The following is a 24,822-nucleotide window of genomic DNA, read 5'->3' on the forward strand; positions in this document are numbered from 1 at the left end:
CTCCTGGCCCACCCGCGGGGATACGCCGGCGAATGCACTCACGGTGGCTGATCGAGTCCCTGTCCGAGAGCGCGAAAGCAGTTCTGGACGAGATCGGGGAGGCTCTCGGCGGCGTCGGCCGAGAGCCACCGGCTGAGCGCGGAGCGCATCGCAGCCACCCCAGCCGCTGCGAGCAGGCGGGGATCGGGCTGTCCGGGGCGCTTCTCCATCCGTCGGGTGAGCACATCGGCGACGGCGTCCTCCCAGCCCGCTTGGAGCTGGAGACTCCGGGCGAACACGGAGCCCGTGGTGGCCATGACCCGGAACCGTCGGATCAGGTCGTCGCGGGCGGTCTCGTAGTCGGCGGCAACGGCACGGAATGCAGCGGCGAGGGCGGACCACGCGGGCACGTCGGGGGGTTGCGCCTCGAGCGTCTCGACGACCCGCACGAGTCGGTCCTCGTAGTCGGCCAGAACGACGTCCTCCTTCGTGGGGAAGTAGTGGAAGAAGGTCCGGGGCGCGATGTCGGCCGCGGAGGCAATGGCCTCCACGGTCGTGGCGTCGAAGCCGTCGCTCTCGAAGAGGCCGAGGGCGACCGTCTCGATGCGCCGGGCCGTGGCACGTTTCTTGCGGGCGCGTAGCCCGTTCCCCTCGTCGGTCACGGTCGAATTCTAGCCGATAATACAGTGACAGCAAAGTTGCAGCGACTGCATCTGTGGGCTACGGTGGGGGGATCCGCTGAAGGGACCGGCAGCACTCGGAAGGGAGGTCCGACCCATGTCCCACTTCCTGTATCGCACCGGCGTCTTCTCATCGCGCCACCGCCGCCTCGTGGTCGCCGTGTCGCTCCTGGTCCTGGTCGGCGCGGCGGTCCTCAGCAGGGCCGTTGGCGCCTCCGAGGTCGACAACTTCCAGGTACCCGGCGTCGAGTCGCAGGAAGCACTCGACGTCTTGGACCAGCGCTTTCCCGAACGCTCGGGTGCCACGGCGATGGCCGTCTACCACGTGGCTGACGGCTCGGTGACCGACCCGCAGGTGGCCGACGGCATCGCAGCGTCGGTCGACGAGATCGAGAAGATGGCGTCGACGCTCGGCGTGACCGATCCCCTCGGCGGTCCGCAGTCGATCTCGTCCGACGACACCACCGCGTTCGCTGCGATCCAGTTCGACGCGCCGGCCGCTGATCTCGGACGCAAAGTCCTCGACGAGCTCCTGGACACCGCAGCCCCGGCGGAACACGGAGGTGCTCAGGTCGAGTTCGGAGGCGAGCTGCCCACCTTGCTGAAGGAGCGCACCACCGGTCCGGCCGAGGCGATCGGCATCGTCGCGGCGCTCGTCATCCTGTTCGTCCTCTTCCGCTCCGTGATCGCAATGGCGCTGCCGCTTCTGACGGCCCTGGCGGGCCTCGCCGTCGGCCTGTCGCTCATCGGCCTCCTCGCCGCAGGCATCGAGATCCCGTCGGTGGCTCCGCGGCTGGGGACCATGATCGGTCTGGGAGTCGGGATCGACTACGCGCTGTTCATCCTCAGCCGGCACCGGGACAATCTCGCGGCCGGAGTGGGTGTCGAGGAGTCGGCGGGCATCACCAACGCCACCGCCGGCCAGGCGGTGGTCTTCGCCGGGGGGACAGTGGTCGTGGCCATCCTGGGCCTCCAGCTCGCCGGCATCCCCTTCGTCGCGGCACTCGGCTACTCGGCCTCCATCGTCGTCGCCGTGGCGGTCATCGTCGCGGTGACGCTGCTGCCGGCACTCCTCGGCTTTGCGGGAGAACGGATCGCCCCGCGCCGACGCGACGATCGCGCCGCCGACCGATCCGGTCCCGGTGGGTGGGTTCGGTGGGCGCACTGGGTTGCGTACCACCCCTGGCGCTCGGGGCTGGCGGCCACGGCCGTGCTGTTGGTCCTCGCCGTACCCATGCTCGACATGCGCCTCGGCCAGGCCGACGCGGGAACCGATCCCTCCTCGACAACCCACCGACAAGCCTACGACCTGCTGGCAGAGGGGTTCGGGGACGGCTTCAACGGTCCGCTGCTCGTCGTGGTCGATCTCAGTGCGGCGACGGAGCCCGACACCGCGCTCGACGCCGTCTCCGCAGGGCTCGCCGGCACTGACGGTGTGCGTGCGGTATCACCCGCCGAACGGAACGCAGCCGATGACACGGCGCTCATCACCGTGGTTCCGACCACGAAGCCGCAAGACGAGGCGACGAACGAGCTGGTTCATGAATTACGCGACGCGACGCTGCAGACGATCACGGAGCAAACGGGTGTCGAAACCTACGTCGGCGGCCCCACCGCATCCTTCATCGACCAGTCCGACAAGATCGCGAGTCGGCTGCCGTGGTTCATCGCCGCTGTGGTGATCGTGTCGTTCCTTCTTCTGACCGTCGTGTTCCGGTCGCTGCTCGTGCCCCTCAAGGCAGCGCTGCTCAACCTGCTGTCGATCGGAGCGGCCTACGGCGTGGTGGTGGCGGTCTTCCAGTGGGGATGGGGCCGGTCGCTCATCGGACTCGACGAGGCCGTCCCGATCGCTTCGTTCGTCCCGATGATGATGTTCGCCATCTTGTTCGGACTGTCCATGGACTACGAGGTGTTCATCCTGTCGCGCATCCGCGAGGAGTACCAGCACGGTCGCTCGAACATCGAGAGCGTCGTGGAGGGGCTGGGCGCGACGGCAAAGGTGATCACGGCTGCGGCGTTGATCATGGTCAGTGTGTTCCTGGGTTTCGTCGCGAGCGACGATCCTGTCGTCAAGATGATGGGTGTCGGTCTCGCCACCGCCGTCGCTGTCGACGCCACGATCGTGCGCATGGTCCTGGTCCCGTCGACGATGGCGCTGGTGGGGGAGCCGAACTGGTGGATTCCCCGATGGCTCGACCGCCTCCTCCCGCGTCTCGACCTGGAGGATTTCGAGGAGGCATCGCCGCCCGACGACGTCGGCCACGCCGTTCCACGGACACGGGGTCAGGCGCCGACGAAACCGTCCAGGCGGGAGAGGACGTACAGCATCACTTCGTCGGCGCCGCCCCCGATCGACGCCAGTCGGGAGTCGCGGAAGTAGCGCGCCGTCCAGGTCTCCTCCATGTAGCCGATCCCACCGTGGAACTGGATGCACGTGTCGGCCACCTCGCGGAGCAGACGCCCGGCCTTGAGCTTGGCGATGGTCGCGAAGCGTGTGGTGTCCTCGCCGCGCATGTACGCCTCGGCACACGAGTAGTTGTACTGGCGCAGGAGATCGATCTCCGCCGAGAGCTCGGCGAGGCGGAACTGGACGTACTGCTGGTCGATGAGCGGCTCCCCGAAGACGCGCCGCTCTCGCAGGTAGTCGGCGGTGCGCTCCAGCGCCCTGGTCATGGATCCGACGGCGTTGTAGGACGCGCTCATCCGCTCGTTCTGGAACTGTGCCATCTGCTGGTGGAACCCGCGGCCGATCTCACCGATCGTGTTGGCGACCGGGACGCGTGCGTCGACGAACGCAAGCTCCGTGGTGTCCGAGGCCCGGTTCCCCAGCTTGTCGAGAACGCGGCTGACGGAGAAGCCCTCGACGTCGGTGGGGAACACGATCTGGGTCATGCCCCGCGTCCCCTCGTCGGACGTCGTGACGAGCAGGCACAGCCAGTCGGCCTGTGCGCCGTTCGTGATGAACATCTTCGTGCCGTTGATGACCCACATGTCACCGTCGCGCTCGGCCCGGGTTCGGATGGCTGCGACGTCGGAACCGGCGTCGGGCTCGGTCACGGCGATCGACGCCACCGCGCGGCCCCGCAGGGCCGGTGTGAGGTAGCGGTGCTTCAGTTCGTCGGTCCCGAAGCGCGCCAGCGCCGGGGTGGCCATGTCGGTCTGGACGCCCGACGCCATGGCGAGTGCTGCGTGGATCCGACCCATCTCCTCGCAGAAGATGGCGTTGTAGAGGTGGTCGGCACCCTGCCCGCCGAACTCGGGGGAGTACTCGAGACCGAGGAACCCCGCGTCGGCCATCGTCGAGAAGATCTCGTGGAGGGGCATCTCACCGGCCGCCTCCCACTCGTCGACACGGGGCTCGAACTCCCGCTCGAGAAAGTTGCGGGCCGACGCACGGAACATGCTGTGCTCTTCGGTGAACTCCATGCTCCGATACTGGCACGCGTCGTGGGCCCGTCTCCCTCCGGGCGGCCGGCACTTCCGTCCACACAGCCCGTTGATTGGCCTCTGCGCGTGATGTCGGACGATGCTCAGGGGCGATGCCCACCCCCGACGACCCTTCCGCTACATCCCCGTCCGACACGTCACCTTCCGACACCGGTGCGTCCGCCGGAACCGAGCCCGAGCCCGTCGAGCGGACAGAGCGGCGGCTGTGGTTGCGGATCCTGCTGGGCGCGGTCGTGACGCTCCTCGTCGTCATCGTCGCGGGAACGGCCTTCATCGTCTTCGGCCACCGCGATCCGGGGGAGAAGTCCCGGGACGAAGCAGTCGAGGACTTCCGCGAGGGGGGAGCACAGCAGGGCTCCGGCGACGGATCCGGGGACACAGAGCTCGTCCGCCCGGAGGCGGGTGTGTACTCCGCCGAGGCCGAAGGGGAGGAGGACGTCGGATTCGGCCCTCTCAACGAGAGCTTCGGCCCGGAAGCACCCGTCACCGTCACCCACGGCGACAACGGGTGCTTCACGACACGCGTCGACCTGAACGCCAACCACTGGCGTGACTGGACGTTCTGCATCACCGATGACGGCGTCGTCGAGTCCGGGGAATCGACATTCGTGACCCGCGAGTTCCCGGGCGTCTCCTTCGACATCCTCACCACGTTCGTGTGCGATCCGCCGCTCCTGATGCTCCACAGCGGCCCAGACACCCGCGAGGTGTCGACGGGCTCGTGTACCGGCACGAACGACAGCCTCGAGGGGTCGACGGACGTCCAGGTCACCGTGTCGACCGTCGCGACCGGCTCGACCGAGATCGACGGGGAGGAGCGCGAGAGTGTCACGGTGGAGCGCGCCAGTGTGCTCACCGGGTTCCAGGAGGGGTCGGAGACGATCGAGATCGTCCTCGACAAGTCGACCGGCCTCCCCCTGTCGATGACGTTCGACACCGACGTCGCCACCGAGTCACCTCTCGGACGGCGCGATTACCGCGACACCGGCTCGTTCACCCTGACGTCACTCATGCCGACGACCTGACAGTGATGCGTCGATGAAGGCTCATGTGCGGACCTCATTGACGCCTCGGTAGGGTCCGCCCGATGACGCACCCACCTCGTCCTCCCGACGTCGGGGCCCGACCCGTCCGAATCGCCAACTGCTCGGGCTTCTTCGGCGACCGGCTCTCTGCCGCCCGGGAGATGGTCGAGGGCGGCGACATCGACGTCCTCACCGGTGACTGGCTCGCGGAGCTCACGATGCTCATCCTCGCCCGCCAGCAGGCCAAGCACCCCGAGGCCGGCTACGCCAGGACCTTCGTCGAACAGATGCGCCAGGTCCTGGCGACCTGCGTCGAGCGTGGGATCCGCGTCGTGTCCAACGCGGGTGGGCTGAACCCCGCGGGATGCGCCGACGAGGTGCGCAAGATCGCCGCCGACCTCGGCATCGACGTCACCGTTGCGCACGTGGAGGGCGACAACCTGCTCCCGAGGATCGACGAGCTCGCCACGGCCGGCGAGTCGTTGGCGCACATGGAGACGGGGCGGCCGCTGGCCGATCTCGACGGTGACCCCATCAGCGCCAACGCCTACCTCGGGGGGTGGGGGATCACCGAGGCCCTCGACCGGGGCGCGGACGTGGTCGTCACGGGACGCGTCACCGACGCCGCGGTCGTCGTGGGCCCCGCCGCCTGGTGGCACGGATGGGGCCGGGCGGACTGGGACGCCCTGGCGGGCGCGGTGGTCGCGGGGCACGCCATCGAGTGTGGTGCCCAGGTCACGGGGGGCAACTACGCCTTCTTCGAGGAGGTTCCCGGCCTCGAGCACCCGGGTTTCCCGATAGCGGAGCTCGAGGACGACGGGTCGTCGGTGATCACGAAGCACCCCGGAACGGGAGGTCTCGTGAGTGTCGGCACCGTCACAGCGCAGCTCCTCTACGAGATCGCGGGCGCCCGTTATCCGAACCCCGACGTCGTGGCCCGCTTCGACACGATCCGACTCGACGAAGACGGTCCCGATCGCGTGCGGATCTCGCACGTCCGTGGCGAGCCGGCGCCGCCGACGACGAAGGTGGCGATCAACCACTTCGGCGGATGGCGCAACACGACGACCTTCGCCCTCACGGGCCTCGACATCGAAGCGAAGGCCGAGCTCGCGGCGCGCACACTGTGGCAGTCGTTCCCCGCGGGGGCGGACTCGTTCGACGGTGCAGCCGCCGAACTCGTGAAGGGGGAGGGCGACGGTCACGGGCTTCTCAACGTCACGGTGATCGACGCGGACCCCGAGAAGGTCGGCCGGGCCTTTTCGAACGTGGCGATCGAGATGGCGTTGGCGAGCTACCCCGGCTACTTCCTCACGGCGCCACCCGGCGACGCCCGTCCCTTCGGTGTCTACTGGCCGGCACTCGTGGGGTCCGCCCACGTTCCCTCCCGTGTGGTGGTCGAGGGGGTCGAGACGGTCGTCGAGGCGACACGACCCGACGCCGGACCGCCCGGGTCGGACATCGAGGTGTCGTCCACACCCGCCGCCTCCACGGATTCCCCCACCGTTCCCGTTCGCCTGGGTCGTTTGCTGGGGGCACGCTCGGGCGACAAGGGAGGAGATGCGAACGTCGGGGTGTGGGCCCGTGACGACGACACCCATGCCTGGATGGCCGAGTTCCTCACCGCGGTGAAGTTCGCCGAACTGGTGCCCGAGTCGAAGGGCCTCGTCATCGAACGTCACGACCTGCCCAACATCCGGGCGGTGAACTTCGTCGTGAAGGGAATTCTCGGGCAGGGTGTGGCGGCGTCGCTTCGCTTCGACGCGCAGGCGAAGAGCCTGGGGGAGCGGCTCCGCCTCGCCGAGGTCGACGCCCCCTCGTTGCTACTGTAGGTTTCAGCGGCCCTGGCGGTACTTCTGAGCCTCCCGGGCCATCTTCCCGAAGCGCTTCCCGGCCTGCTTGCGCGCCCGGGGGTCGTTGCGGAGCTGCGCAGCCGCCGCCTCCTCGCGTAGTGACCGCCACGATGCGAGCCGGTCGGCGTCGAGAGTGCCGTCGGCGACCGCCGCCATGACGGCGCACCCGGGTTCGGTGCCGTGGGCACAGTCGTTGAAGCGACAGTGGGCCGCCAGGTCACCGATGTCACCGAAGGCCGCATCAACCGAGTCGCTGGTCGCCCAGATGCCCATCTCGCGGATCCCGGGGGAGTCGATGACGCAGCCGCCCGTGGGAAGCACGTGGAGCTGACGCGTCGTCGTCGTGTGCCGACCCTTGGCGTCGCCGCTGCGCACGTTCCTGGCAACGGCCACCTGCTCGCCGGCGAGGGCGTTGACGAGGCTCGACTTGCCCGCTCCGGACTCACCGATGAACACGACAGTGCCATGACCGATGAGTCCGGCGAGGTCGTCGATGCCGACGTGGGTCACCGCCGACGTGGCGAGCACGTCGAGGCCCGGGTCGGCCGTTCGAACCTCCTCGAGAAGGGACTCCATGTCGTCGGTCAGATCGGCCTTGGTGACCACGACCGCCGGTACCGCACCTGCCTCCCAGGCGAGTGCTGCGCCGCGCTGGATGCGCCCGTGACGAAGGGGCCGGTCGGCACCGCACACCATGACCACCCGGTCGACGTTGGCGGCCAGGAGTTGCGCGCTGTTCACCGAGGGGTCGCGACGTTCGAGCAGTGACGAGCGCGTGAGCACGGCGCCGACCCGCGCCGACTCCCCGATTCCGTCGTCACCGGCGCCCTCGACGGCCACCCAGTCGCCGACGGTCACGGGACCGACCGCCCCCGACAGCGCGACGTGGCCGGTCCCGCTCGCGAGGGCCACGAGCGCCGCCACACCGTCGTGGCGGATCACCCGCCCGGGCGCGGAGTCGTCGGGTGCCTCGTCACCCCACAAGGTCTGCCACCGTTCGTTCCAGCCGAGTGAGACGAGGTCGGCGGCACCCATGGTGTCAGTCGTCGAGCCAGTCGGAGAGGCTCGCGTCCTCCCAGTCGTCGGGGCCGTAGATCGTGCCGGGCTTCGGCGTCATCAGATGCGTGTCGCCGCCCGTCACGAACTCGGCGGAGCGGCGTTCCCACGCCGGGAGCCGATCGTCGGGCTCCGCCTCACCGCTCAGGCCGTGTGCAGCGTCGCGAGCCGCCCGCAGCCGCGTGTGTGAGGCGACGTCGGTGGCCCACACCATCACGACCTCGTGCTGGTTGCCGAGGACCTCGTAGAGGCCGGTGGGCTCGTGGCCGTGGTCGCGCATCACGGGGACACGTTCGTCGACGACGTGACGCAGGAACTCCAGGGCCGCTCCGGGGCGAACCGTGAGGACCTCGTGGAGGAAGAGCGTCCCCGACACACCTGCGTCCGCCAGTTCCGCCGTGGTGGGGCTTCCCGGGACAGCACCGCACAAGCGGTCGAAACCGCCGCTCCGCCACTGGGCGGCCTCGTCCCACCAGTCGCCGTAGAAGGCCCTGCGCCGCTTGAGGTTCATACGGTCGACGTTGCGGGCCCAGCCGTCCCAGCCGTCGTCGCCGACATCCCAGATGTTGATGACCTGCGGCCAGCGGCCACCACCGGCGGCGCACACGTGGAAGGTGCCCTGGAGCGTGAACATCCCCGGCATCCGCTGGACGGGCTCGGTGGCCACGTGGTCCATGTAGTCGTACTGACCCTGGCCGACGATGTCGACCGTCTCGTGCAGGTAGAGCGCCCTCGGGCTGATGGGCCCGGATGCCCGCGTACTCACGGCATCTCCACGACGACCTTGCCGTAGGTCTTTCGGTCCGCGAGGTCCTGGAGTGCCTGTGCCGCATCGTCGAACGCGTACGGCGGGAACAGCGGCGGGTCGACAGCACCCTTCTCGGCCAGGTCGAAGATCGAGCTCATCTGACGGCCGAGCGAGTCGGGGTCGCGCATGAGCGAGGCGCCCCAGTGGACGCCGACGATGCTGTAGTTCTTCAGCAGAACGTGGTTCATCGGCGCCTCGGGAATGCCCGCCACGAAGCCGATGACGAGGAGGCGGCCGTCCCAGCCCATACAGCGGCGCACCTGGTGGAACGTGTCGCCGCCCACCGGGTCGTAGGCCACGTCGACACCGCCGCCCGTGGCCTCGCGCACGAGGTCGACCCACTCGGGATTCTCGTTGTGGTCGACGACCACCTCGGCGCCGGTCGAACGCGCCAGCGCCGCCTTCTCCTCGCCGCCGGCGACGGCAACGACACGTGCCCCCGCCGCGCGACCGAGTTGGATGGCGGCGGTACCGGTTCCGCCGGCTGCTCCCGTGACGAGCAGCCATTCACCCTCGACGAGATGTGCCCGATCGTGCAACGCGAACCACGTCGTGGCGTAGTTGAGGGGGATCGCAGCGGCCTTGATGGGAGCGAGGGAGTCGGGGCACGCAAAGACGCTGTCGGCGGACGCGGTGACGCGCTCGGACAGGCCGCCACCGCCGAGGAAGACGACCCGCTCACCGACGCCGGGCCCGTCGACACCGCTCCCGAGGGCGGCGACGGTCCCGCAGGTCTCGCCGCCGGGTGTGAAGACGTCGGGGGTGGGCATCTGGTACTCGCCGCGGCACATGAGGACGTCGGGGAAGGCCAGGCCGACCGCCTCGACATCGACGGCGATCTCACCCGGGCCCGGCTCGGGAGGAGAGTCGTCCTCGAGATGGAGCCTCTCCACCGGCTCGCCGAGCTCGCGCAGACGCCAGACACGCATCGTCACTCCTGTCGTTCGAGAGGGTCGAGGGAGGTTCCGGGGCTCACGACAGGATGCTGATGCCGTCGCCGATGAGCTTCGCCCCGAACACGAGGAACACCACGGCGATCACGGTGCCGTTGTTGCGGATGAGCCACGTCTTGGCCCGATCGAGGGTTGCGGTCGCGCGGTCGCCGGACACGAGGAAGGCCACGACGGGCAGGAGCACCGTGACCGACGCCAGGAGCACGAACACGACGGTCGTTCCGATCTCTTCGCCCGTGGAGAGCCCGACCGAGGCGATCGTGGTGGCGGCGGCGATCGTGAGCGCGAGGTTCTTGGGGTTGATGCCCGACAGCGCCGCACCGAGCACGAGCGACCTCCCCGGCCCCACGTGGTCGAGCGTGTCCATCCAGGCCGGCGTGTCGGGGCTCTCGTCGCCGCGCGGTCTGTTCCGCCAGCGGCGAGCGGCGAGGAGGAGCAAGATGACGCCCAGCGCGAGCTTCACCCAGCCGATCGTCGTCGACGGGCCACCGCTGTCGGCTGTCACGGCGTCGCCCGTACCCGAGATGACGAGCACGACGGTCGCTGCGATCCCCAGCCCGAGAAGCCAACCAAGAGCGAACGACGCGGCGGTGGTACGGGCACGGGGTGTGAACAGCATCAGGATCACCGCGGCGATCGGGATGGGGCTGAGCGCGACTCCCACGGCAAGGGGGAGAACCTGCCCGATCGCGTTACCCATCCGTTGGAGGATAGCGATGGAGCGGTGAGGTGGCGGACGCGCTGATCTGGCATCCTGACCGGACCCGGCACCGACACCCCGTTTCGACGCGAGAGAGAGCCCGATGAAACTGTCCACGGCACTGAACTACACCGGTGACCCGAAACAGGCCGCCCAACGCGGTTCCGACCTCGAGTCGGCCGGAATCGACATGATCTGGGTGGCCGAGCTCTACAGCTTCGACGCTGTGAGCATCCTGGGCTACCTGGCTGCGCAGACCGACACGGTGGAGCTCGCCTCGGGGATCCTTCCGATCTACTCCCGTACGCCGACACTCACCGCGATGACCGCCGCCGGGCTCGACGCCGTGTCCGAAGGACGCTTCGTCCTCGGCCTCGGTGCGTCCGGGCCGCAGGTCATCGAGGGGTGGCACGGCGTTCCGTACACGAAACCGCTCACCCGCACCCGCGAGGTCGTCGACATCTGTCGCCGGGTCTGGAAGCGCGAGCGGGTGGAGTACGACGGCGACGTCTACCGCCTTCCCCTACCGCCTGGCGAGGGCACCGGCCTGGGGAAGCCGTTGAAGATCATCAATCACCCCGTGCGTGAGCGGATCCCGGTCTACATCGCGAGTCTCGGTCACAAGAACGTGCAACTCACCGCCGAGATCGCCGAGGGATGGATGCCGATCTTCTTCCACCCCGACAAGGCACGCGACGTCTGGGGTGCCGACCTCGAAGCCGGAGCCGACCGGCGCGACCCCGAACTGGGAACGCTCGAGGTCGTGGCCGGCGGTCCGATCGCCATCTGCGACGCCGACACGGCGGCGCAGATCCGGGACTTCAGCCGTCCCATCACCGCTCTGTACGTCGGAGGCATGGGGGCGAAGGGCAGGAACTTCTACAACGACACCTTCCGGCGCTACGGCTACGAGGAGGAGGCGGACAAGATCCAGGAGCTCTACCTCGACGGCAGGAAGGACGAGGCGGCAGCACTCATCCCCGACGACTTCCTCGAGGCCACGACACTGGCCGGTGACGAAGGGTTCGTCCGCGAGCGCGTGGAGGCCTTTCGAGCCGCCGGTGTCACAAATCTCATGATCACACCCGTCACCGACGACCCGGTGGGACTCGTCGAAACGATCAGGGGCTGGTCGCTCTGAGTCCGGGTGGCACCGGCGCCGTCTATCCGCGTCGGAGGAGCGTGCCGGTTCCCAGCCCTCCACCGCAGCACATCGTGACGATGCCGTGCTCCACGTCGGCGCGCTCCAGTTCGTGGACGGCCTTGGTGAGAAGCACCGCCCCCGTTCCCCCGAGAGGGTGCCCCAGCGCGATCGCCCCGCCGTTTGGGTTCACCGTCGCCATGTCGGGCTTCAGCTCGCGTTCCCAGGCCAGAACGACGCTGGCGAACGCCTCGTTGATCTCGACGAGGCCGATGTCGTCCATCTGGAGGCCGCTGTCGTCGAGCAGCTGCCGTGTGGCCCCGATGGGGCCGGTGAGCATCAGCGCCGGGTCCGATCCGACGAGACACGTGTCGACGATCGTCGCTCGTGGCGTGGCCCCGAGTGCCTCGGCCCTGTCCCGTGTCATCAGAAGCACCGCGGCGGCCCCGTCGCTGATCTGAGACGACGTGCCGGCGGTGTGGACACCGTCGGGCAGGTTCGTCTTCAGGCCCGCCAGTGCCTCGAGTGTCGTGTCCCGCAGCCCCTCGTCGCGGTCGACACGGTGTGTCGTGTCGGCCGCCTTGCCGTTGTCGCCCATGTCGGGGGCGTCGAGCGGCAGCACCTGCGCCTCGACGCGGCCCTGATCCCACGCCTGGGCGGCCCGGTCCTGGGACAGCTTGCCGAAGGAATCGGTGTCACCGCGGGTGATGCCCCACTTCGTGGCGATGCGTTCGGCCCCCTCGAACTGGGAGGTGAACTCGTGGTGCTCCCAGTAGGTCCCCGTGACGGGCTTTCCGACGAAGGGGTCCTTGGGGATCGTCGCGCCCATGCCGACGCGGCTCATGATCTCGACGCCGCAGCCAACCGCCACGTCGACCACACCAGAGGCGACGAGGGCGTAGGCGAGGTTCGTGGCTTGCTGGGACGAGCCGCACTGGGCGTCGACGGTCGTGGCCGGGGTCTCGACGGGCAGGCCCCGTGCCAGCCAGGCGTTGCGTGTGACGTTCATGGTCTGCATGCCGACCTGCCCGACGCATCCGCCCACGACCTGGCCGACCTCGGCGGGGTCGACCCCCGCTCGGGAGAGGACCTCGGTCTGGACGGCGCCCAGGAGGTCGATGGAGTGCATGGCTGACAGCCCGCCGTTGCGCTTGCCGAGCGGTGTGCGCACGGCCTCCACGATCACGACGTCTGCCATCTCCGTCACCCCTTCACCCCTTCACCCCTTCACTCCTTCACTCTCGGTGAACATCCGAGCGCCGCGCCGGGGAGCGTAGGCGTCGCGGGGCGGCCACGGCGATCCCGCGACCGGGGGGTCACGGGGGTACGCTCGGCCGCTTCGCTGCCGAGAACGAGGACGAACCGTGACATCCGAGACCCGCCAGAGAGAGAGCCGATCCCACCGCTCGCGGTGCCTGCGGGCCGCCGCGGCCCTGGCCGCGCTGGGCGTCGCCGCGGCGGCGTGCTCGTCGGGCGGCTCCGGGAACGACGCGTCCGACGACGCGGCGCAGGCGGATCCACCCGTGATCGAGTCGGTCACGGTGAGCGAGAACCCCAACAGCACACTCTCGGCCGTGCTGGATGTCGCCACCGACGTCCCCGCCGAGGCCCAGGTCGTCGTCACCGGCCCCGAGCGCGAGTTCACGATCACGTCCCCCGACGAACCCGGCACAGAGGTGACGATTCCCGTCGTCGGCATGCGCCCCGAGACGACCTACGAACTGAGCGTGACGGCGACGGCCGAAGGTGGCTCCGAGCCGAGCGAGGCCGTGGCGGAGTCGTTCACGACGGGCCCCCTTCCTGCCGACTTTCCGAAGACGTCGGTGCTCGTCAGCGAACCCGACCGCATGGAGCCCGGCTTCACGCTCTTCGACGCCAACGGAACACCCCCCGAGGGCAAGACCACCGGTGGCACGGGGTACATCATCGCTGTCGACCCCGAGGGCGTTCCCGTCTGGTACTACGCCTACGAGGGCGGAGCGTCCGACGCACGGCAGCTCGACGACGGCAACATCCTGATGCTGGTCGGCCTGGACCAGGTCCGGGTCCTCGACGTCCTCGGCAACGTCGTCGAGAACTACGCCGGGCGTGCCGCCGTGGAGGACGCCGAGTCCGGCGAGAAGGCACCGCTTCCTCCGGGAACCGTCAACCTCGAGACCGACTCCGCCCACCACGAGGTCTACCCGCTCCCGAACGGGAATCTCGCCGTCCTGAGCACGACACTCCTCCACGTGCCGAGCGAGGGCGGAGTGTGCGGAGACGACACCGAGAACGACGACGGCACCTACACGGTCGTCGACGACGTCGTCGTCGAGTTCGAGCGCCCGAGCGGCACCATCGTCCGGGAGGTCAGGCTGTCCGACCTCATCGACCCGGCCGCCGATGTCGAGAAGTGGGTGTGCCCGGTGAACACCGGCGGTCTCGCCGACGCCATCTACGAGATCCCGAATCTGCGTGAGTGGCAGCACGCCAACGCGGTCGTTCTCGACGAGGACCGCAACGCACTCATCGTGTCCAACCGCGAGACCGACCTGATCCTTGCCGTCCGCTACGAGGACGACGAGAACGGCCCGGCGAACGAGCTGCTGTGGTCATTCGGGCCCGACGGTGACGTCGAGCTCGAAGAGGGCGACTTCATGTACCACCAGCACGCTCCGCAGATCCAGGAGAACGGCGACATCGTGTTCTTCGACAACGGCAACGACCGGCCCGGCCACGTGGATGACCCCTACAGCCGCGCCGTGCGCTACGAGATCGACGACTCCGATCCCGACAACGTTGTCGCCCGGCAGGTGTGGGAGTACATCCCGATGGTCAACGACGAGTTCGCCTACTCGTTCTTCGTCGGCGACGCCGATGTCCTCCCGAACGGGAACGTCCTCATCAGCTCCGGCGGCTACGCCTCGCGGCCGATGTACGAGGTCGTCCCCGCGGACGGTCCCGACGGCGGTGACGTCGTGTGGCTCGCGACGACGATCGACACCGACGGTGTCTACCGCGCCGACCGGATCGCCACCCTCACACCCTGGTCCGAGACCGGGTAGGCCGCCGGTGGCCGGTCGTGACGACCGGGCTCAGCAGCTCGACCCGTGCAGGGACGACGTCTGGATCGGGTTCTGCGGCGCGTTGCTGGCCGTGGTCGTGTGGCTGCCCATCGAGCGCCCGAAGTTGTGGGTGACGTAGACCCGGCCGCCCTTGCACACGACGCCGATCCCCACGGAGTTGAACCCGGGGGCGAGGATGTTGTGGCGGTGGCCGCTCGACTTCATGAAGGCCACGGTCGTGGCGCCCGATGAGAGACTGGCCGGGCCCCGGAGGATGTTCTCACCCATGGCGCTGAGCGTGGAGTTGAACGGCGCCAGCTTGAAGGCGCCGCTCAGGTCCCGGTGAGCGAAGGAGCCCGTGTCGGCCATGTGCTGGCTCCACTGCTGCGCCATGCCGGCGAGGCTCGGGTTCCAGCTGAGGGCGGGGAGGCCGCGCGCTGCGCGTTCCCGGTTGAGCTGCGAGAGGATCTGCGCCGCCATGGCGCTCGGCTTGTGCGACGAGTACGCCGACGGCTTCTGGATGGCCGGGAAGCACGCCGTGAGGGCGAGGAGCGCGACGGTCGCCAGGACGATCGGGACACGGACGAAGCGCTGTGGCGACCTCCGACGGGCCGGTGCCTGTGACATGCCGGTTCCACTCCAGGGCTCAGGACTGCTCTGGGTGGTGTCTCGTCCTGTTCGGCCCCCGACTTGAGAAAACTCCACCGATGGCCCGTACCGGCAGGATCCCTTGTGCCGTGGGGATCAGGAGGCTCCCGTCCCTCCCATGAGGTCCCTGACGCGTTCCAGGACCCCGTCGACGCCCGCACCGTGCAGTGTGAGGCCACCGTCCACGATGATGTTCTGACCCGTCACGAAGCGGGCGGCGTCGCTGCAGAGGAAGACGACGACGTCGGCGATGTCGGCGGGTTGTCCGACGCGCTTCACCGGAGTCTGCTCCACGACATGATCGGTGTAGCCGGGCAGCAGCTCGAACAGGGGTTCGGTCAGCGACGTCCTGATCAGCCCCGGTGACACGGCGTTCGCCCGGATGGTCGGGCCGTACTCCAGCGCGGCGTTGGCGGTCAGGGCGGCCGAGCCCGCTTTCGCCGCCGAGTAGGCCGATTCTCCGGCCGACGGGCGGACCCCGCTGATCGATGCCATGTTGACGATACGACCGTCGCCGCCGCGCATCATGTGGGGGACCGCGGCGCGGATCCCGTGGTACACGCCTCCGAGGTTCACAGCGACGACCCGGTGCCACTCCTCGACATCCCACTCGTCGATGGCACCGATCGTCGAGAAACCGGCGTTGTTGAAGAGGATGCTGAGACCCCCCATGTCGGCCGCCGCCGTGTCGATCGCCGCTGACATGGCCTCGGCGTCGGTGACGTCGGTGGTCAGTGCCGCACCGTCGATCTCGTCGGCCACGGCCTCTGCGCCGTCGGCATCGGTGTCGATCACCGTCACCGCTGCACCCTCGGCACGCATCGCCTGTGCGGTCGCGCGTCCGATCCCGGATGCGCCGCCGGTGACGACCGCTGTGTGACCGTCCAATTGACCCATGTCGAACCCCCACGTCGAGATCGCGGTGAGCGTAGTGGGGTGGGCGGTGTCGTGGGCCCCCGGCGTTACGCTGACCCGGTGAGGCCGACATGTGGCGCGTGACGCTCCGGGGTCTTCGAGCGCGGTGGTTGCGGCTCACACTGACGGCGCTCGCCGTCGTCGTCGGCGTGGCGTTCGTGGCGGGGACGTTGGTACTCACCGACGCCATCGCCCGCCTCGTCCACGACCAGTTATCGACTTTCTCCCGCGGTCAGGTCGCCGTCCGGTCGGCTGCCGCCATCGACACGGGCGTCGGTGGGGACCGCTCCCGGATCCCCGCAGGGACACTCGAGGCCATCCTCCCGGTTCCCGAGGTCGCCGCCGCCGAGGGTGTCGTCTACGGCCCGGCGCAGCTCGTGGCGCCCGACGGCGAGGCAGTGGACGCCGCCATCCCCCTCGGGATCTCGTGGGGTGTCGACGACGAGCTGTCGGTCCTGTCACTGGTCGACGGTGAGCAGCCGCGGGCTGACGGTCAAGTGGCGATCGACGCGTCGACCGCCGCCGGTCACGGCATCGACATCGGCGACACCGTCGACCTTCTCTTCTTTGGGCCGGCCGAGTCCTTCGAGGTCGTGGGCCTGCTCGACTACGCGGGGTCGTCGAGCCGGGCGTTCTCCACGGTTGCGGCGTTCGATGTCCCCACGGCACAGCGGGTTCTCAACGGCCCGGACCAGTACGACCTCATCGCCGTTCAGGGAACCGACGGGACCGACACCGAGACGCTTCGTCGTTCCGTCGCCGCCGCCCTGCCCCCCGGGCTCGAGGCCGTGACGGTGGAGGAGCTCGGCGAGGAGTCGTCGGCGACCCTGACCCAGAGCCTCGCCTTCGTCGAGGTGCTCCTGCTCGTCTTCGCCGGCGTCGGCCTCGTGGTCGGGGCCTTCGTGATCCACAACACCTTTGCGATGCTCGTCGGGCAGCGTACCCGGGAGCTCGGGCTCCTGCGCGCCATGGGTGCCGGCGGCCGCCAGGTGTGGTCCTCGGTTCTCGGGGAGGCGCTGGCCGTGGGGGCCGTCGCCTCCGCGGCCGGTGTCGCGCTCGGGTTCGGCCTCGCCGGGCTCCTGGCGACGGTGCTCGACACCGTCGGCCTCGACGTTCCCCGCGGCGAGGCCCAGCTCCACGCCCGTACGGTCGTCGTCGGGATGGCTGTCGGGATCGTCGTGACGTTGATCGCTGCTGCGTGGCCGGCGCGCCGCGCCGCCCGGGTGGCGCCCGTCGAGGCCATGCACGACGAGACACTCACTCCCGACCCACCGTCGCTTCGTAATCGCACGGTCTTCGGCGTCATCGTTGTCCTCGCCGGGCTCCTCGCTGTTGTCGTCGGCGTGCTGGACCGCTCCGTCGTGCCCGTTGCCCCGCTCGACGATCCGCGGATCTCCGTGCCGATCGGCGCCGGTGTCGCCCTCGCCGGTGTGCTGGTGCTCGGCCCGGCGATCATCGGCGTTCTCGCCCGTCTCCTCGGAGCGCCGTTCACGCGCTGGGGCGGCGTCGAGGGTGAACTGGCGTGCCGCAACACCGAACGCCAGCCGCGCCGGGCGTCGGCGACCGCAGCGTCGCTACTCATCGGAACGTGCCTCGTGACCTTCGTCGCGCTGCTCGCCGGGTCGGCCAACACGTCGGTGGCCGCCGCCATCGACGGTGGCCTGCGGGCCGAGTGGGTGCTTTCGGGCCCGCAGTTCTCGGGGTTCAGTCCGGAGGTCGTCGCGCGTGTCGACGGGCTCGACGAGGTCGGAGCGGCGAGTGGCTTCCGCCTCGGATTCGTGGGGTTGGGCAGCACGACCCAGGCGCTCTACTCGGTCGACGCCTCCCGGCTTCCCGACCTGGTCGACCTCGACGTGGTCGACGGATCGCTCGAGGCTCTGAACGGGGGAGGGGTCCTGGTGCACGAGCAGGAGGCCGACGACTTCGGCATCCGGGCGGGCGACCGGATCCTGATGACGTTCCCGTCGGGCGTCGAGGAGATCCCGGTCGCCGGCGTGTTCCGGAACAACGGTTTCACCGGCAACTTCGTCGTGAACCTGCTCCTGAGCGACGCCGCCTACGACGTTCGCTTCGGCGAGGAACTCGATGCGTTCGCCTACGCGGTGACGGCTCCGGGAGTTTCCGACACCGAAGCACGTGCGGCCATCGAGGAAGTGTTGTCGGACTTCCCCAATGTCGAGTTGCTCACCCGTGAGGAGTTCAAGCAGGACCAGCACGACCAGGTGAACCGTGTGCTCGCCCTCTTCTACATGCTGTTGGCGCTGGCGGTGATCGTGGCGGTCTTCGGGATCGTCAACACCCTGCTGCTCAGCGTCCACGAGCGCCGCCGGGAGATCGGCCTGCTCCGGACCGTGGGGATGTCGCGGCGCCAGGTCGGGACCATGGTGCGCCGGGAGTCCCTCCTCGTCGCCGTGATCGGTGCCGTCACGGGGATCGTGACCGGTGTGATCGTGGCGTGGGCGGTGGTGTCCACCCTGGCCGACGACGGCATCGACCGGTTCGCGTTGCGGCCGCTTCTCCTGTTCGGCCTGCTCGTCGCCGCCGGTGTCATCGGTGTGGCCGCCGGCGCCCTGCCCGCCCACCGGGCCGCCCGCGCCGACATCCTCGACGCCATCGCCGAAGAGTAGCCCCCGTCTTCCCCGCGAGATGGTGCGTTCCGTGTCGCTGTGTGATCAATCGCACCAACCCGGCGGCCCTGTCCCCGAGATGGTGCGATCGGTGTTGCTGGACGACATCGACCGCACCAACCCGGCCGGCTTCCGGGCGGTGTCGGGGCCGGACCAGCGGCGCAGCCTCGTGCGCCCGGGCGATTAGCTCAGGGGGAGAGCGCTTCCTTGACACGGAAGAGGCCGGAGGTTCAAGTCCTCCATCGCCCACCCGGGAAACTGCAGGTCAGAGGGTGCAGGCGCACCCCTCGTCGCGTGCCGGGCTTTGCTCAGGCTGCGCCAGCCTTCGAAGCTTCGCGCTGCGCAGTCGCGCGATTTCGGGTTCGGGTCCCGCTTCCTGAACTCACCCGCTAGCCGATGTCGCCACTTTCGACTCCGACTGTGCCCGCTTTGCTTCCTGCCGCGTGTAGATGATGTGTGGGGGGTGTTGGAACTATCGCCTTCTTGTCTGTCGCGGTTTCCCGGTTCGCGCGCCGGAACGCGGCAGGAACGACTCCGAAGAGACCGAACTGGAACAGCACTGCAATCGAGAGATCGATGGCGAAGGCTGCTCTTGTCCCTTGATGCTGAATTGGCGATCCCCCGTCACGGCATTCGTTGCCGAATAGCCATTCACGGCCCACATGACCCCGCGATGATTCCAAAGAGCGCGAGGTAAGCGATCCAGTCGGTGTAGATCGAGCGTCAAATAGACCGAGGACTGAAGACTCACGTCGTTCGCAGACATGCCCGCCGGCTGCCTCTCTCGCCGCAACATGGTGATGATAGAGGAACCCGCACAGACTGACCTGGACACAACGAGGGGTGGCGCTCTGTCGATGGCACTCGTCAAGCGGCGGGACTCGCTCCGCACAGGTTTCAGAACGGACCCGGATCGATGGGAGCTACGTCGCCCGGTTGGAACGTTCCGAGGTTGTTCTCTCACGTGAGACGGTAGAGCGCCGTGGATCCGTACCTCGATCTGCGGCGAAGCTGCGGGCCAATTCGAGGCCTCACCACGTCCAGCGTGGGGGTGGACGCCTTCGCCTAACGCAAGGAAGCCGCCGCGTGATCAACAACGCGTGCCGATCCACAGGTCTTGACTATTCCTCGTGCGAGCTGAGGAGGTGCGGAAGCTAGGAGCATGCGCTGCGATCGTCTTCCTGTTCACCGCTTGCGCTCCTGATGACACCAGCGCTGACAGGAAAGTCTGCGACGCGACCGGAAACGCGGTCGCGGCCGTTCTTGACGACTTAGATGTCGATCGCGTACAGCAAGCCGTTCGGGAGATCCGACAATACGCTGGCGAGGTCGAGCGCGAGGAGCTGCGCGAGCTGGCAGAGGTAGTTGGCGATTCTGAGTTCGAAACCTTCGGGGACGCGTTCGGTTCGCCACAGGGTCGTGCTCTGACCAGCCTGGACAACCTCTGCATCAAAGAGGGCCTCATCTGAAGGAAAAGCGCGGACGCTGGCCGCGAGGACCGTGGAGGGGTTCGCCGAGGTGCTCGACCTCCACGGCGAACCGCACGCCCGGCTCGTCGCGCTGGCGACCACGGCATAGATCACGGCATAGGGTGGGCAGGTGCACCGACGTCGATCGCTGCTGTGGACGATCCCGCTCTCTCTACTCCTCTTCCTGGCCGCGTGCGACGAGGAACCCTCTGCGGACGATCGAGAAGAGTATGTCGATGCCGTGCGGGCGGAGACGGGTGTGGACGAGGCGACGATCGACGACGAGACCATGCTCTCGATCGGTGAGGTGACCTGCGACAACCTTGAGGACTACATGAACGACTTTGGTTCGACACGTTCGGAGGCCGAACTGGAGGTTCTCGACACCGCCGAGATCACGGCAGAGCAAGGGAATGCCGACGAAGAGGACCTTGAGGTCGTTCGCTCGATGACCACCAACTCGCTGGACTACCTCTGCCCAGCGTAGGAGGCCGCCGGACTCGCCCAGGCCGCGGTCCGGTCGCGAGCTGTTCAGAACAGCCGGAAAAGCTCGTGAACGGTCGGCAACGAAACCGCAGGTCAGAGGTTAGATTCGCCGCGTCGGGGCAGGTCACGAAACTCCCCGATGTTCCCTGACACGGAAGAGGCCGGAGGTTCAAGTCCTCCATCGCCCACCGGGAACGACGACGACCTCGCCCACCGGGGCGATTTCTAGGAGCGCCCGGACCTGTTCCGGGAACGGCCGGGCTTGCGTCCACGTCGGCGTGCCACGGCGGCGGCACCGGAATGGGCGCGGTCGGCCATGGGGTCCGGCGGGAACTCGATCTCGAGGTCGGCGCCGTAGCGGTGGCGCAGCCCCGCCAGGATGAGCCGGTCACGGAGGCGCGGGTTCTTCGGGAGCAACGGTCCGTGCAGATACGTGCCCACGGCCTCGCGGTACACGACGCCCTCGGTGCCGTCCTCGCCGTTGTTGCCGTAGCCGCGGCTCACCCGGGCAAACGGCACGGCGCCGGCACCGAGCGTCGTGCGACCGGAGTGGTTCTCGAAGCCCACGACCTCGCGACCGTCAGTCCCGTCGGCCGTGCCGAGCACGTCGCCGACGTAGCGGACCGCGCCCGGTGGGGGAGCCACAGTCACGGCGTCGAAGACGCCGACGCCCACCATCTCGTCACCCTCGGCCGGGCGGTACGAGTGACCGAAGAGCTGGAAGCCCCCGCACACCGCCAGCACGGCCGTGTCGTCCTCGACCCAGTCGCGGATCGCCGAGCTCCGTGACCGGAGATCGCCCTCGACGAAGCGCTGCTCGCGGTCCTGGCCGCCGCCGATGAGAACGAGATCGGCGTCGTCGGGCATAGGATCGCCGACGTGGAGCAGCGTCACCTCGGTCTCCACGCCCAGGGAGCGGCAGCGGGCCCGCACGGCCATGAGGTTGCCCCGGTCGGCGTAGACATCCATCAGCTCGGGGTAGAGAACGACGATTCGCAGGACCAGGTCTGTCGGTGCAGGGTCCGGGCTCACAGCGTCGGACGCGCTCACGAGGTCGCCTTCCAGTACTGCGCGCCACTCGTGCGCCGCACCAGCTTCTCACGGACCTCGAGCATCGCGGTGTAGGTGAGCACGAGGTCGAGCCGCTCGCCGCGTGGGGTCGCCGCCAGGCCGGCATCGAACGCGCCGAGCAGGTCGGTCGTGGTGTGGTCGGGGCTGATGCCTGCGAGATCCAGCCGTAGTGCCAGCTCGGAGGCGCGGGTACCCGACGCCACGACATGCTCAGTCCGCCCGGCGAGCTGCTCGAGATCGGCGTCGTAGATCCACGACACGTCGCGGCCGTCGGCGATGTTGTCGTTGAGGTACACGACGAGCCGGAGCGGCTTGTCGGCACTACGCAGTGCCCGCAGCACCTCGTTGAGGCCGATCGGGTTCTTGGCGAGCAGCAGTCGCACCTCCCGACCGTCGATCTCCATCCGCTCCTGGCGGCCGAACACCGGGCCGACCCGCGCCAGCTCGGCGGCAGGATCCTCGAGAGCGAAGCCCAGCGCGCGGGCCGAGGCGTAGGCGGCGAGCGCGTTGTACACGGTGTAGAGGCCGGTGACCGGGAGCGCGACCTCATGCCGACCGCCGTCGGCCACAAGCGTGAAACCGGCCGATTCGTCGCCGACGGTCACGTCGGTGGCGACGACGTCGGGTGCTTCGCGGCGCCGCCCGCACGTGTCGCAGCGCCACACGCCCACATGACCCATGTAGGCGTGGTCGTAGTCCAGGAGCGCGCCGCACGTGCAGAAGTTGGCGTCGGTGGCGTGCTCGACCTGGTCGAGGGCCACCTCGGGGCTGTCGATGCCGAAGGTCACGACCGGGCCGTCACCGTGCCCGGACAGCTGGGAGATCTGCGGGTCGTCGGCGTTGAGGACACGCGTCGGGGACCAGTCCGCCTCGTCGAGCATCGACCGCCAGCGGCGAACAACCCGGTCGACCTCGGCGTAGCGGTCGAGCTGGTCGCGGAACAGGTTGAGGAACAGGGCGACACGCGGCCGCACGCGGGGGAAGATCCCGACGAGCGCCGCCTCGTCGACCTCGAACACGCCGAGCCGGTCGGGCGCGCGGGGGAGGACCCCCTTGCGGCCCACGGCGTCCATGAGGGCGCCGAGAACACCCCGCTCGAGGTTGGACCCCGTCCGGTTCGTGACGGGGTCGGCTCCGGCGGAGGTGGCCAGTGCCGCCAGGAGGTGCGACGTCGTGGTCTTGCCATTGGTGCCGGTGACGGTCACGACGCCGGCACCCAGTTGCGACACCAGCGCCTCGAGCAGGTCCGGCGACAGGCGGCCGGCCACGCGTCCGGGCAGCGCGGCGCCACCGCCGACTCCCAGGCGGCGCGACGATGCACCGGCTGCCCGGGCGAGCCGGATCGCCGATCGCTGACGGCCCGTGAGCCCGGAGGCGGGACGGCGCGCGTCGTCGCCGGTGGATGGAAAGCGAGGTGTCACCCACCGAGTCTCCCACGGGGTGCCGGGACGGTGGGTGAGCGGCCGGTACGCTCGGGGCATGCTGCGCCGCGTCACCGCCACGGCTGCCGTTGCCGTGCTGGTGGCCGCTCCGGTGGCGTGCTCGGGCAGCGATGACGGGGCGTCGTCGCCCGACCCCGACGACTTCTGTGAGCTCGTGCTCGCGATCGCCGACGGCGCCATCGACTTCGATGCGACGACCGACGAGGGGATCCAGGACACCCTCGACTACTACGCCCGGATCCAGGAGGTCGCGCCCGACGAGGTGCGTGACGACCTCGCCCTCGTCGTCGAGGGCATCGCCACCGCGACGGGCCCGGGCACCACACCCGAGAACGCGGGCAACCTCCAGGAGGCCGACGCGGCCCTCACGCGGTTCAACGACTTCGTGGAGAAGGAGTGCGTTGCCGATGCCACGCCCGGCGCCCCGGACACGACGATCGGCCCCGACACGAGCCCCGGCATCGTGGAGGACTGACATGGCGCCGGGTCCTGCGCCCCACGACGAGTTCGCGCTGCTGCCCGACAACGCGGCCGAGGTGGGCCTCACCTGGAGGCGACCGACGGTCGAGCGCATCTCCATCGACGTCGGGGGTGGCCAGCAGGTCAGTGCCCTCCGCTGGGGGACGGACGCACCCGAGATCGTCCTCGTGCACGGGGGCGCCCAGAACGCCCACACGTGGGACACGGTGGCGCTCGCCCTCGGCCGCCCACTCGTGGCGGTCGATCTTCCCGGCCACGGCCACTCCGACTGGCGCGACGACCACGACTACTCGCCACGCCGGAACGCCGAGGCGTTGGAGACAGCCCTCCCGACGCTCGCCCCCGACGCCCGGCTCGTGGTCGGGATGTCGCTCGGCGGCCTCTCGTGCCTGGCGCTCAGCGCCCGGGCGCCGCGCATCATCTCACGCCTCGTGCTCGTCGACGTCACACCCGGCACCGACCGGGACAAGGCCGAGCCGGTGATCGCGTTCATCGCCGGACCGGAACGCTTCGACAGCTTCGACGACATCCTGGCCCGCACCATGGAGTACAACCCGACCCGCACCGAGTCGTCGCTACGGCGTGGGATACTCCACAACGCCTACGAGGACGGCGACGGCACCTGGGTCTGGCGCTACGACCGTACGTGGAGCCACGACGCCGACAGCGTCGCCGAGGCCGAGGGCTTCGCGGGCCAGTGGGGCGACGTCGACTCCCTCACTGTTCCGACGATGCTCGTGCGGGGAGCCCTCTCGGGGGTGGTCGGCGACGAAGACGTCGTGGAGATGAAGCGGCGCAAGCCCGATGTGCGAATCGAGGTCGTCGAGGGAGCGGGCCACTCCGTCCAGGGAGACAAACCCCTCGAGCTCGCCGGACTCATCGAGAGCTTCCTCGACGACTAATTCACCGGCCCGTTCTCCCGGCATGTGACGTCCCGGCGTCCGCGTGGGTCGTAGCCTGAAGAAGGGGCCGACACATCAGTAGCCACGAGGAGACGG

The 24,822-nt window shown here is 69.0% G+C and carries 21 protein-coding genes and 1 tRNA gene; 11 read left to right on the forward strand and 11 right to left on the reverse strand.

Features of this window, described 5'->3' with window-relative positions:
* Positions 1–38: 38 nt before the first annotated feature.
* Positions 39–641, reverse strand: coding sequence for a TetR family transcriptional regulator (locus R3A49_01750; protein MEZ5169456.1), 603 nt, complete (start codon positions 639–641; stop codon positions 39–41).
* 115 nt (positions 642–756) lie between these two features.
* Between R3A49_01750 and R3A49_01755 the strand changes: the two genes are divergently transcribed.
* Positions 757–3,039 carry an MMPL family transporter gene (locus R3A49_01755; protein ID MEZ5169457.1) on the forward strand — a complete coding sequence of 761 codons (2,283 nt, stop codon included), beginning with the start codon at positions 757–759 and terminating at the stop codon, positions 3,037–3,039.
* On the opposite strand, the gene R3A49_01760 is transcribed toward R3A49_01755, so the two are convergent.
* Positions 2,943–4,085, reverse strand: coding sequence for an acyl-CoA dehydrogenase family protein (locus tag R3A49_01760; protein ID MEZ5169458.1), 1,143 nt, complete (start codon positions 4,083–4,085; stop codon positions 2,943–2,945). The genes R3A49_01755 and R3A49_01760 overlap by 97 nt on opposite strands.
* A 113-nt stretch (positions 4,086–4,198) precedes the next feature.
* Between R3A49_01760 and R3A49_01765 the strand changes: the two genes are divergently transcribed.
* Complete coding sequence (locus tag R3A49_01765; GenBank protein MEZ5169459.1) at positions 4,199–5,131, forward strand: hypothetical protein; 933 nt, start codon at positions 4,199–4,201, stop codon at positions 5,129–5,131.
* A gap of 62 nt (positions 5,132–5,193) precedes the next feature.
* Entirely contained in the window at positions 5,194–6,963 is a 1,770-nt protein-coding gene (locus R3A49_01770) for an acyclic terpene utilization AtuA family protein (GenBank protein ID MEZ5169460.1), read from the forward strand.
* 3 nt (positions 6,964–6,966) lie between these two features.
* On the opposite strand, the gene rsgA is transcribed toward R3A49_01770, so the two are convergent.
* Genes rsgA through R3A49_01790 form a run of 4 tightly spaced genes read right to left on the reverse strand, consistent with a single transcriptional unit; the run spans position 6,967 to position 10,501 of the window.
* Complete coding sequence (gene rsgA, locus R3A49_01775; protein MEZ5169461.1) at positions 6,967–8,019, reverse strand: ribosome small subunit-dependent GTPase A; 1,053 nt, start codon at positions 8,017–8,019, stop codon at positions 6,967–6,969.
* Between the two features lie 4 nt (positions 8,020–8,023).
* Positions 8,024–8,806, reverse strand: coding sequence for a hypothetical protein (locus tag R3A49_01780; protein ID MEZ5169462.1), 783 nt, complete (start codon positions 8,804–8,806; stop codon positions 8,024–8,026).
* Complete coding sequence (locus R3A49_01785) at positions 8,803–9,777, reverse strand: NADPH:quinone oxidoreductase family protein (GenBank protein ID MEZ5169463.1); 975 nt, start codon at positions 9,775–9,777, stop codon at positions 8,803–8,805. The genes R3A49_01780 and R3A49_01785 overlap by 4 nt, the downstream gene beginning before the upstream one ends.
* A 43-nt stretch (positions 9,778–9,820) precedes the next feature.
* Positions 9,821–10,501, reverse strand: a complete 681-nt coding sequence (locus R3A49_01790; GenBank protein ID MEZ5169464.1) for a GAP family protein — start codon at positions 10,499–10,501, stop codon at positions 9,821–9,823.
* 103 nt (positions 10,502–10,604) lie between these two features.
* On the opposite strand from R3A49_01790, the gene R3A49_01795 reads away from it, so the two are divergent.
* Positions 10,605–11,642, forward strand: a complete 1,038-nt coding sequence (locus tag R3A49_01795; protein MEZ5169465.1) for an LLM class F420-dependent oxidoreductase — start codon at positions 10,605–10,607, stop codon at positions 11,640–11,642.
* Positions 11,643–11,664: 22 nt separating this feature from the next.
* Here R3A49_01795 and R3A49_01800 read toward each other — a convergent pair whose 3' ends face one another.
* Positions 11,665–12,840, reverse strand: coding sequence for a steroid 3-ketoacyl-CoA thiolase (locus tag R3A49_01800; GenBank protein MEZ5169466.1), 1,176 nt, complete (start codon positions 12,838–12,840; stop codon positions 11,665–11,667).
* Positions 12,841–13,006: 166 nt separating this feature from the next.
* Between R3A49_01800 and R3A49_01805 the strand changes: the two genes are divergently transcribed.
* Positions 13,007–14,686, forward strand: a complete 1,680-nt coding sequence (locus R3A49_01805) for an aryl-sulfate sulfotransferase (protein MEZ5169467.1) — start codon at positions 13,007–13,009, stop codon at positions 14,684–14,686.
* A 30-nt stretch (positions 14,687–14,716) separates the two neighbouring features.
* On the opposite strand, the gene R3A49_01810 is transcribed toward R3A49_01805, so the two are convergent.
* Both R3A49_01810 and R3A49_01815 read right to left on the reverse strand, forming a co-directional pair.
* Complete coding sequence (locus R3A49_01810) at positions 14,717–15,313, reverse strand: CAP domain-containing protein (GenBank protein MEZ5169468.1); 597 nt, start codon at positions 15,311–15,313, stop codon at positions 14,717–14,719.
* Positions 15,314–15,430: 117 nt separating this feature from the next.
* The gene (locus R3A49_01815) at positions 15,431–16,231 is read right to left on the reverse strand and encodes an SDR family NAD(P)-dependent oxidoreductase (protein ID MEZ5169469.1); all 801 of its coding nucleotides are present in this window, start codon (positions 16,229–16,231) and stop codon (positions 15,431–15,433) included.
* A gap of 89 nt (positions 16,232–16,320) precedes the next feature.
* Here R3A49_01815 and R3A49_01820 point away from each other — a divergent pair, with 89 nt between their 5' ends.
* The 4 genes from R3A49_01820 (at position 16,321) to R3A49_01835 (ending at position 20,832) form a co-directional block, all read left to right on the forward strand.
* Entirely contained in the window at positions 16,321–18,876 is a 2,556-nt protein-coding gene (locus R3A49_01820; protein ID MEZ5169470.1) for an ABC transporter permease, read from the forward strand.
* Positions 18,877–19,053: 177 nt separating this feature from the next.
* Positions 19,054–19,125, forward strand: a tRNA-Val gene (locus R3A49_01825).
* Positions 19,126–20,006: 881 nt separating this feature from the next.
* Entirely contained in the window at positions 20,007–20,345 is a 339-nt protein-coding gene (locus tag R3A49_01830) for a hypothetical protein (protein MEZ5169471.1), read from the forward strand.
* Positions 20,346–20,475: 130 nt separating this feature from the next.
* The gene (locus R3A49_01835) at positions 20,476–20,832 is read left to right on the forward strand and encodes a hypothetical protein (GenBank protein ID MEZ5169472.1); all 357 of its coding nucleotides are present in this window, start codon (positions 20,476–20,478) and stop codon (positions 20,830–20,832) included.
* Positions 20,833–21,056: 224 nt separating this feature from the next.
* Here R3A49_01835 and R3A49_01840 read toward each other — a convergent pair whose 3' ends face one another.
* Positions 21,057–21,881 (reverse strand): glutamine amidotransferase, encoded by an 825-nt coding sequence (locus R3A49_01840; protein ID MEZ5169473.1) that lies wholly within the window; start codon positions 21,879–21,881, stop codon positions 21,057–21,059.
* Positions 21,878–23,323 (reverse strand): MurT ligase domain-containing protein, encoded by a 1,446-nt coding sequence (locus R3A49_01845; GenBank protein MEZ5169474.1) that lies wholly within the window; start codon positions 23,321–23,323, stop codon positions 21,878–21,880. The genes R3A49_01840 and R3A49_01845 overlap by 4 nt, the downstream gene beginning before the upstream one ends.
* Positions 23,324–23,381: 58 nt before the next feature.
* Here R3A49_01845 and R3A49_01850 point away from each other — a divergent pair, with 58 nt between their 5' ends.
* Positions 23,382–23,819 carry a hypothetical protein gene (locus tag R3A49_01850; protein ID MEZ5169475.1) on the forward strand — a complete coding sequence of 146 codons (438 nt, stop codon included), beginning with the start codon at positions 23,382–23,384 and terminating at the stop codon, positions 23,817–23,819.
* 1 nt (position 23,820) lies between these two features.
* On the forward strand, positions 23,821–24,726 hold the full coding sequence (locus tag R3A49_01855; protein MEZ5169476.1) for an alpha/beta hydrolase: 906 nt from the start codon (positions 23,821–23,823) through the stop codon (positions 24,724–24,726).
* The last annotated feature ends 96 nt before the right edge of the window (positions 24,727–24,822 follow it).

This window comes from Acidimicrobiia bacterium, from assembly GCA_041394025.1.
Classification (GTDB): domain Bacteria; phylum Actinomycetota; class Acidimicrobiia; order IMCC26256; family JAOSJL01; genus JAOSJL01.

Excerpts from the sequence above, each read along its gene's own strand:
- R3A49_01755 (MEZ5169457.1), top strand. The coding sequence starts at position 757 with ATGTCCCACTTCCTGTATCGCACCGGCGTCTTCTCATCGCGCCACCGC.
- R3A49_01760 (MEZ5169458.1), bottom strand. The coding sequence starts at position 4,085 with ATGGAGTTCACCGAAGAGCACAGCATGTTCCGTGCGTCGGCCCGCAAC.
- R3A49_01765 (MEZ5169459.1), top strand. The coding sequence starts at position 4,199 with ATGCCCACCCCCGACGACCCTTCCGCTACATCCCCGTCCGACACGTCA.
- R3A49_01770 (MEZ5169460.1), top strand. The coding sequence starts at position 5,194 with ATGACGCACCCACCTCGTCCTCCCGACGTCGGGGCCCGACCCGTCCGA.
- rsgA (MEZ5169461.1), bottom strand. The coding sequence starts at position 8,019 with ATGGGTGCCGCCGACCTCGTCTCACTCGGCTGGAACGAACGGTGGCAG.
- R3A49_01785 (MEZ5169463.1), bottom strand. The coding sequence starts at position 9,777 with ATGCGTGTCTGGCGTCTGCGCGAGCTCGGCGAGCCGGTGGAGAGGCTC.
- R3A49_01790 (MEZ5169464.1), bottom strand. The coding sequence starts at position 10,501 with ATGGGTAACGCGATCGGGCAGGTTCTCCCCCTTGCCGTGGGAGTCGCG.
- R3A49_01795 (MEZ5169465.1), top strand. The coding sequence starts at position 10,605 with ATGAAACTGTCCACGGCACTGAACTACACCGGTGACCCGAAACAGGCC.
- R3A49_01800 (MEZ5169466.1), bottom strand. The coding sequence starts at position 12,840 with ATGGCAGACGTCGTGATCGTGGAGGCCGTGCGCACACCGCTCGGCAAG.
- R3A49_01810 (MEZ5169468.1), bottom strand. The coding sequence starts at position 15,313 with ATGTCACAGGCACCGGCCCGTCGGAGGTCGCCACAGCGCTTCGTCCGT.
- R3A49_01815 (MEZ5169469.1), bottom strand. The coding sequence starts at position 16,231 with ATGGGTCAATTGGACGGTCACACAGCGGTCGTCACCGGCGGCGCATCC.
- R3A49_01820 (MEZ5169470.1), top strand. The coding sequence starts at position 16,321 with ATGTGGCGCGTGACGCTCCGGGGTCTTCGAGCGCGGTGGTTGCGGCTC.
- R3A49_01850 (MEZ5169475.1), top strand. The coding sequence starts at position 23,382 with ATGCTGCGCCGCGTCACCGCCACGGCTGCCGTTGCCGTGCTGGTGGCC.
- R3A49_01855 (MEZ5169476.1), top strand. The coding sequence starts at position 23,821 with ATGGCGCCGGGTCCTGCGCCCCACGACGAGTTCGCGCTGCTGCCCGAC.